At 71.2% G+C, this 7,950-nt stretch carries 6 protein-coding genes and 1 pseudogene; 6 read left to right on the plus strand and 1 reads right to left on the minus strand.

From position 1 onward, the window contains the following. Positions 1 to 79: 79 nt before the first annotated feature. Positions 80 to 817 carry a hypothetical protein gene (locus AOK23_RS12255; protein ID WP_055712750.1) on the minus strand — a complete coding sequence of 246 codons (738 nt, stop codon included), beginning with the start codon at positions 815 to 817 and terminating at the stop codon, positions 80 to 82. Positions 818 to 1,012: 195 nt separating this feature from the next. On the opposite strand from AOK23_RS12255, the gene AOK23_RS12260 reads away from it, so the two are divergent. From AOK23_RS12260 to AOK23_RS12285, 6 genes and pseudogenes are all read left to right on the plus strand, one after another. Further along, complete coding sequence (locus tag AOK23_RS12260) at positions 1,013 to 1,768, plus strand: SDR family NAD(P)-dependent oxidoreductase (protein ID WP_055712751.1); 756 nt, start codon at positions 1,013 to 1,015, stop codon at positions 1,766 to 1,768. Positions 1,769 to 1,902: 134 nt separating this feature from the next. Next, on the plus strand, positions 1,903 to 3,021 hold the full coding sequence (locus AOK23_RS12265; protein WP_079049438.1) for an LLM class flavin-dependent oxidoreductase: 1,119 nt from the start codon (positions 1,903 to 1,905) through the stop codon (positions 3,019 to 3,021). Positions 3,022 to 3,127: 106 nt separating this feature from the next. Beyond that, positions 3,128 to 4,867 (plus strand): annotated as a pseudogene (locus tag AOK23_RS12270) (N-acyl-D-amino-acid deacylase family protein); the annotation flags it as partial. Positions 4,868 to 4,920: 53 nt separating this feature from the next. Then, positions 4,921 to 6,333 (plus strand): aldehyde dehydrogenase family protein, encoded by a 1,413-nt coding sequence (locus tag AOK23_RS12275; RefSeq protein WP_055712755.1) that lies wholly within the window; start codon positions 4,921 to 4,923, stop codon positions 6,331 to 6,333. A 179-nt stretch (positions 6,334 to 6,512) separates the two neighbouring features. Continuing rightward, a complete protein-coding gene (locus tag AOK23_RS12280; protein WP_055712754.1) occupies positions 6,513 to 7,295 on the plus strand; it encodes a tetratricopeptide repeat protein in 783 nt (260 codons plus the stop codon). Between the two features lie 101 nt (positions 7,296 to 7,396). Further along, complete coding sequence (locus AOK23_RS12285) at positions 7,397 to 7,948, plus strand: HAD domain-containing protein (protein WP_055712756.1); 552 nt, start codon at positions 7,397 to 7,399, stop codon at positions 7,946 to 7,948. Positions 7,949 to 7,950 lie beyond the last annotated feature (2 nt).

The raw sequence follows: 7,950 nt of genomic DNA on the forward strand, positions 1-7,950 counted from the left end.
GGGGAGCACCGTCGGGAGGGGGGAGGCGGTGCGGATCCCGTGGGGGTGTCTTCGGATGAGGGAGGCCGGCCGGTGCCGGTCAGCAGTCCTCCAGTACGACCTTGGAGGTGCCGTCCGCGAGTCCGGGCGTGCCCGCGGCGCCCGCCAGGATCACCGGACCCTCGACGACCTCCTCGGCGACGAAGTTCTGCTCCGGGGTGGCGTTGGTGACGGTCGTCGCCTCGCGGGCGTCGATGTGCACGCGCCATTCGCCTGTCATGCGCTGCATCTTCGGCGTGAACGTCACGTGCATGACCTTGCCGACGGGCACCTCCCGCTGCTCCGACTCGCTGGCCGTGGCCGTCTTGACGGTCATGTCCAGGGTTCCCTTGTGCTTCACCCAGGAGCCGCTGAGAGCGCCGAACAGGCCGCCGAGCGCGCCCTGCTGGGTGACGGTGTACTTGCCCTGACCCTGGCCGACCGCCTTCGAGAACTCGGTCGTCACCTTCGCCGGCGCGGTGGCGTTCGGCTCGCAGTTCGGGAAGTCGACGGTCACCTTCTCGGTGGGTCCGTCGAATGTCTCGAACTTGGTCTCGACGAAATCACAGGTGTCGGACAGGAAGCCGTCTCCGAGCCCTCCTCCGAAATCAGCGGTGGACTGCTTCTTCCCGTTCAGGACGGCAGTCCTCTCGCACATCCCCATGATCTGCTCCGGGGTCCGTTCCTCGGCGGCGTTGGCCGAAGGAAGCAGTACGGCGGCAGCGGCCGCGCCCGTCACGAGTGAGGCTCCGATCGCGACGTACCGGACCTTCTTGTTCTTGAACCGCCTCTTCGCCATCTTGCGTTCACTCCTTGGGGGGGGGCTTTACCTTCCGATGGAGGATTATTGGGCTCTGCAAAGACTCTCGACAGAGTCAAATATCCCTACTGGCGGGTTACTTGAGTCGCATATGCAAGCGGTCTGTGCGTACCTGACGGATCGTCAGTTCAGCGGTACGCTGACCTCGGCCAACGCCGCGCGAAGGGAGTCCACATGGGCAAGCTCGACGGACGTGTCGTCCTCGTCACAGGCGCCGCACGGGGGCAGGGGGAACAGGAGGCCCGGCTGTTCCGGGAGGAAGGGGCGCGGGTCGTCGTGGCCGACGTCCTCGACGACCAGGGCGAGGCCCTCGCCAAGGAGATCGGCGCCCTCTACGTCCATCTGGATGTGGGTCGCGAGGAGGACTGGACGGCCGCCGCGGCCGCCGCCAAGGATGCGTACGGCCGGGTCGACGGGCTGGTCAACAACGCCGGAGTCCTGCGCTTCAACGCTCTCGTCGACACCTCCCTCGACGAGTTCATGCAGGTCGTGCAGGTCAACCAGGTCGGCGTCTTCCTCGGGATCAGGACCCTCGCCCCCGAGATCGAGGCGGCCGGCGGCGGCACCATCGTCAACACCGCGTCGTACACGGGCCTGACCGGCATGGCGTACGTCGGCGCCTACGCCGCCACCAAGCACGCCATCGTCGGCCTGACCCGGGTAGCCGCGCTGGAGTTGGCGCGCAAGGGCATCCGGGTCAACGCCGTCTGTCCCGGTGCCGTCGACACCGCGATGACCGATCCGGGTGAGGGGGTGTCCGCCGAGACCGTCGACAAGCTCTACCGCAAGCGAATCCCGCTCGGCCGGATCGGAAGGCCCGAGGAGGTGGCCCGTCTGGCGCTGTTCCTGTCCTGCGAGGACTCGTCGTACATCACCGGTCAGCCCTTCGTGGTCGACGGCGGATGGCTCGCCGGGGTCAGTCTCCTCTGAACTCCTGCTGACAGTCCATCAGCTATTGACGCTCCACGGGGCCGGTGGAACAGTCGGCCGTATCAGAATCTGACGCCTCGTCAGAAAGGCTGTGCCGCCGGCGCGGCCACGGGCTGTGGGGACGGTGAACCTCCGTGGAATTCGGGCTCTTTGTACAGGGGTACGTGGGCAAGCGGGCCGAGACCGACCCGCTCGCGGAGCACAGGGCGCTGATGGAGGAGACCGAGTACGTCATCCAGGCGGACGCGTCCGGCTTCAAGTACGCCTGGGCCTCCGAGCACCACTTCCTGGAGGAGTACTCGCATCTCTCCGCCAACGACGTCTTCCTCGGCTACCTCGCGCACGCCACCGAGCGGATCCATCTCGGCTCCGGCATCTTCAACCCGCTCGCCCAGGTCAACCACCCGGTGAAGGTGGCCGAGAAGGTTGCCATGCTCGACCACCTCTCCGAGGGCCGCTTCGAGTTCGGCAGCGGCCGCGGCGCCGGCTCCCACGAGATCCTCGGGTTCATCCCCGGCGTCACCGACATGAACTACACCAAGGAGATCTGGGAAGAGACCATCGCCGAGTTCCCCAAGATGTGGCTCCAGGACGAGTACGTCGGCTTCCAGGGCAAACACTGGTCGCTGCCGCCGCGCAAGATCCTGCCCAAGCCGTATGGGAAGTCCCACCCGGCGATGTGGTACGCCGCCGGGTCGCCGCCGTCGTACGCCATGGCCGCGCGCAAGGGGCTCGGTGTGCTCGGCTTCAGCGTGCAGAAGGTCTCCGACATGGAGTGGGTGCTGGAGCAGTACAAGACCGCGGTCGTCGACGCCGAACCCATCGGGGACTTCGTCAACGACAACGTCATGGTGACGACCACGGCGATCTGCGCGCCGACGCACGAGGAGGCCGTACGGATCGCCGTGGAGGGCGGCCTGCACTACCTGCCGTCGCTGGTGTTCCGCTACCACGACACGTTCCCGCGCCCCGAGGGGTTCCCGGTGTGGCCCGAGACGCTGCCGCCGTACGACGAGGAGTTCATCGAGCTGCTCATCGCCGAGGAACTGCTGATCTGCGGGGACCCGGACGAGGTCCTCACCCAGTGCAAGCGGTGGGAGCAGGCCGGCGCGGACCAGCTGAGCTTCGGGCTGCCGGTGGGGGTGCCCAAGGAGGAGACGCTGCAGACGATCCGGCTCGTCGGGGAGCACGTCATCCCGAAGATCGACACGGACCCCGTGCACCGGACGTCGCGGTTCCGGGCGGCCGGGTGAGGCTGCCCCCGACGGCACGGGCGGCACGGGCGGCACGGGCGGCACGGGCGGCACGGGCGGCACGGGCGGCACGGGCGGCACCCACCCAGTCACCAGTACCCGGAAGGAGCGAGGCATGCTCGACCATGTCATCCAAGGCGTGACCGTCGTCGACGGAACCGGCGCGGCCGCCTACACCGCCGACGTCGGCCTGCGCGACGGCCGTATCGCCGTCATCGGCACCGTCACCGAACAGGCCCGTACCTCCGAGGACGCGGCCGGGCTCGTCCTCGCCCCCGGCTTCGTCGACCCGCACACCCACTACGACGCGCAGCTGTTCTGGGACCCGTACGCGACACCCTCCCTCAACCACGGGGTGACCACGGTCGCCGGCGGGAACTGCGGATTCACCCTGGCGCCGCTCCACCCCGACCGGCCCGAGGACGCCGACTACACCCGGCGGATGATGTCCAAGGTCGAGGGGATGTCGCTGGTCGCGCTGGAGGAGGGCGCGCCCTGGAACTGGCACGGGTTCGGCGAGTACCTGGACGCCCTCGACGGGCGGATCGCGGTGAACGCCGGGTTCATGGTGGGGCACTGCGCGCTGCGCCGGTACGTGATGGGGCCGGACGCGATCGGCGGGCAGCCCACCGAGGCACAACTGGCCGACATGGTCCGGCTGCTGCACGAGGCGATGGAGGCGGGCGCCTGGGGCCTGTCGACCACCCAGTCCTCCTCGCACAGCGACGGCGACGGCAGCCCGGTGGCGTCCCGGCACGCCCGGCCGGCCGAGCTGATCGCCCTGTCGAGGGCCGTGGGCGAGCACGAGGGCACCCAGATCGAGGCGATCGTCGCGGGCTGCCTCAACCAGTTCAGCGACGACGAGATCGACCTCTTCGTCGAGATGAGCTCGGTCGCGGGACGCCCCCTGAACTGGAACGTCCTCACGATCGACGCGGCCGTCCCCGAGCGGGTGCCGCGGCAGCTGGAGGCCAGCGAGCGGGCCCGCAAGGCCGGCGGCAGGGTGGTCGCCCTGACCATGCCGATCCTCACTCCCATGAACATGTCGCTCGGCACGTTCTGCGCGCTCAACCTGATCCCCGGCTGGGGCCCGGTCCTCGGTCTGCCCGTGCCCGAGCGGATCGAGCGGCTCCGCGCCCCGGAGGTCCGCGCCGAACTGCTGCGGCGCGCCGAGAGCAAGGAGGCGGGCGTCTTCCGCCGGCTCGCCAACTTCGGCCGGTACGTCATCGGCGACACCTACAGCGCCGCGAACGAGGGCCTCACCGGACGGGTCGTGCGGGACATCGCCGCCGAACGCGGCCAGGACCCCTTCCACTGCCTGGTGGAGATCTGCGCCGCCGACGACCTCCGTACGGTGCTGTGGCCCATGCCCACCGACAACGACCCCGCGTCCTGGGCGCTGCGCGCCGAGACCTGGCGGCACGAGGACGTCCTCCTCGGCGGCTCCGACGCAGGCGCCCACCTGGACCGCATGTGCGGCGCCCCCTACACCACCCGGTTCCTCGGGGACTGTCTGCGCGGCCGGAAGCTCGTCGGCCTCGAACAGGCGGTGAAGATGCTGACCGACGACCCCGCGCGGCTGTTCGGGCTCCGCGAACGCGGGCGGATCGCGGAGGGCTGGCATGCCGACCTCGTCCTCTTCGACCCGGAGCGGATCGACGCCGGCAAGGCCACCCTGGTGCACGACCTGCCGGGTGACAGCCCACGCCTGGACTCCAAGGCCCTCGGCGTGCGGGCGGTCTGGGTCAACGGAGTCGAGACCATCCGCGACGACGTGGTGACCGGGGCCGTGCCCGGCACGGTGCTCCGCTCGGGCCGCGACACCCGCACGGTGAGCACGAGGTGAGCGCCGGGGCGGGCTCCCCGGAGCGGCAGCGGCTGTTCATCGGCGGCTCCTGGATGGAGCCCGACGACGGGCACTACGAGGTGATCGACCCGGCCACCGAGGAGGTCGTCGGGCTGGCGCCGGAGGCCTCGCGGGACCAGGTGCACGCGGCCGCCGCCGCGGCCCGCGAGGCCCTCGGCGCGTGGTCGCGCACCTCCCCCGACGAGCGGGCCGCCGTCCTGGCCCGCACGGCGGAGCTGATCCGCGCCCGGCTCGTCCCGTACGCCGACCTCGCCGGGGCCGAGTCCGGCGCGACGACCGGCACCGCGCGGGGCATGCAGGTCGCTGTGGCCGCCGCCCGCTTCCAGCGCTACGCCCGGCCGGAACCGACGGAGGAACCCATCGCCCCCCAGGTCAACGAGGCGGGCCCGTTCGGACGGGCGGCCGTGATGGGCGCCCTCGCCGTACGGCAGCCGGTGGGCGTCGTCACCTGCATCACCTCGTACAACAACCCGTGGGCCAACCCGGCGGGCAAGATCGCGCCCGCCCTCGCCATGGGCAACACGGTCGTCGTGAAACCCGCGCCCCAGGACCCCCTGTCCGTGTACCGCATGGCGGAGGCCCTGGAGGAGGCCGGGATCCCGCCCGGTGTGGTGAACGTGGTGAGCGGGACCGGCCCGCGGGCCGGCGAGGCGGCCGTGGACTCGCCCGACGTCGACATGGTGAGCTTCACCGGCTCCACGGCGGTCGGCCGGCGCATCGCGGAGGTCTGCGGGCGCGACATGAAACGCCAGCTGATGGAGCTGGGCGGCAAGGGCGCGGCGATCGTCTTCGACGACGCGGACGTGCCGTCGGCGGTGGCCGGGATCGGCACCACCTTCTCCTTCTACAGCGGACAGATCTGCACCGCGCCGACGAGGGTCCTCGCCCAGCGGGGCGTCTACGACCAGGTGGTGACGCGGCTCGCCGCGTACGCGGACCGTCTGCCGGTCGGCGACCCCCGCGCCCGGGGCACGGTCGTCGGCCCCGTGATCTCGGCGGCCCACCGTGACCGCGTCGAGTCGTACGTCGAACTGGGCCGCAAGGAGGGCGCCCGCGTGGTCACCGGCGGCGAACGCCCGCCGCTCGACCGGGGCTTCTACGTCGCCCCCACCCTCCTCGCCGACTGCACCCCCGACATGCGGGTCGTCCGGGAGGAGATCTTCGGCCCGGTCGTGGTCGTCCTCCCCTTCGACGACGAGGAGGACGCCGTGCGGCTCGCCGACGCCACCGACTACGGCCTCATCGACTACGTCTGGTCCGGAGACGTGGCCCGCGCCTTCCGCGTGGCCCGACGCCTGCGCGCGGGCGGCGTCGGCGTGAACACCGTCGGCCGCAACATGGAGGCGCCGTTCGGCGGCTTCAAGAAGAGCGGGGTGGGACGCGACGTGGGCTCGTACGCCCTGCACGCCTACAGCGAGTTGCAGGCGATCGTCTGGGCGGGGTGAGGGAGCGGACCGGACGACGGTCATCGGCGGTCGTCTCGGCGGTCGTCTCGACGATCGCGAGCGGTCGGCTACGCGCTCACGAGCGGTCGGCTACGCGGTTACCAGTGGTCGACCACGTGGCCGCCAACGGCCAACTACGTGCTCTTCCGCCGGACTTGTCGGGCCGCAATGATGTTCGAATGCAGCGAGTGTCGAAGTCATGGCGTTGGCCGGTGGGCGGGCTCGTGGTGGCCGGTGTGGGCGCCCTGTTCGTACCGATCGGCGGACTGATCTGGGTCCATCTGCTCATCTCCCTGGGGGCGGTCGTCGCCCTCGTCCGGATGGCGAACCGGGAGGTGCCGTTCCCGGTGGCGCTGGCGCAGCTGCGCCTCGGCGGCGACGATCCGGCCGTACTGCGCGCCCGCGCCCTGTCGGCCGCCATGTCCCTGCAGAGGGGACGGCCCGACATCGCCCTGTACCGGCTGAACTCCGTCCTGCCGGACATGACGCGCGTCCTGGGCGCCGCCCACCCCGACACCCTCTCGACCCGTCTGCTCAGCTTCCAGATCCGGGGCGAGACGGGCAACCTGCCCGACCGTCTCACCGCGATACGCGAACTGATCGGAGAGATCACCCCTGTCCTCGGCCCCGGCCACCCCGACGCCCTGGCCGCCCGGCAGTGCCTCGCGGAATGGCTCGGCCAGGACGGCCGCACCGAGGAGGCGGAGGCGGCGTACGAGGACGTCGTCACCGCGGGCACCGAGCACCTCGGTGCCGACCACAACCTCGTCCTGATCGCCCGCAGCTCCCTCACGATCCTGCGCTACGACCGCACCGGCCCCGACAACGGGGCGGCCGTCGACGACATGACCGCGATCGTCGCCGCGATGGAACGCACCCTGGGCGCCGCCCACCCGACCGCCGCCGGCACCCGCCGACTCCTCACCCAGTGGCAGAACGCGCAGGCGGGCAGCGGCGCGTGACGCGTAGGGTCCGTGTGCGGACGGGGGAGGGTGCGGGTGAGGACGATGGCGACGACTCGGCCGCGACCATCCCCGTGCGGACCTCGGAGGGGCGCGAGGGCATGACGACGATCCGGCCGCTCCTCTACCTCGACGTGGACGGGCCGCTGAACCCCTACGCCGCGAAGCCCGAGCGGCGGCCCGCCGGTTACACCACCTATCGGATGAAGCCGGACGGCTGGATCGCCCGGCACCCCGGTCGGCCCCCGGCGGCGGTGAAGCCGCTGCGGGTCTGGCTCAACGAGGCCCACGGCCCCGAACTCCGCGCCCTGGCCGCACGGTTCGAACTGACCTGGGCGACGACCTGGGTCGGCGAGGCCAACACGTTCATCGCTCCCGTCCTCGGCCTGCCGGAGTTGCCCGTCGTGGAGTGGCCGGACGGTGCACCGCCGCCCGGGACCGACGGTTCGGGCCTCTTCTGGAAGACCCGCCACCTCGTCGCCCACGCCGCCGGACGCCCCTTCGCCTGGGTCGACGACGAACTCGGCAGCCGGGACCGCGCCCACGTGACCGTCCACCACAAGGCCCCCGCCCTGCTGCTGCACATCGACCCCCGGCTGGGGCTGCGCGCTGCCGACTTCACCACGCTCGCGGAGTTCGCCGACGGGGTGTGAGG

It is taken from the genome of Streptomyces torulosus, assembly GCF_001419765.1.
Taxonomy (GTDB): domain Bacteria; phylum Actinomycetota; class Actinomycetes; order Streptomycetales; family Streptomycetaceae; genus Streptomyces; species Streptomyces torulosus.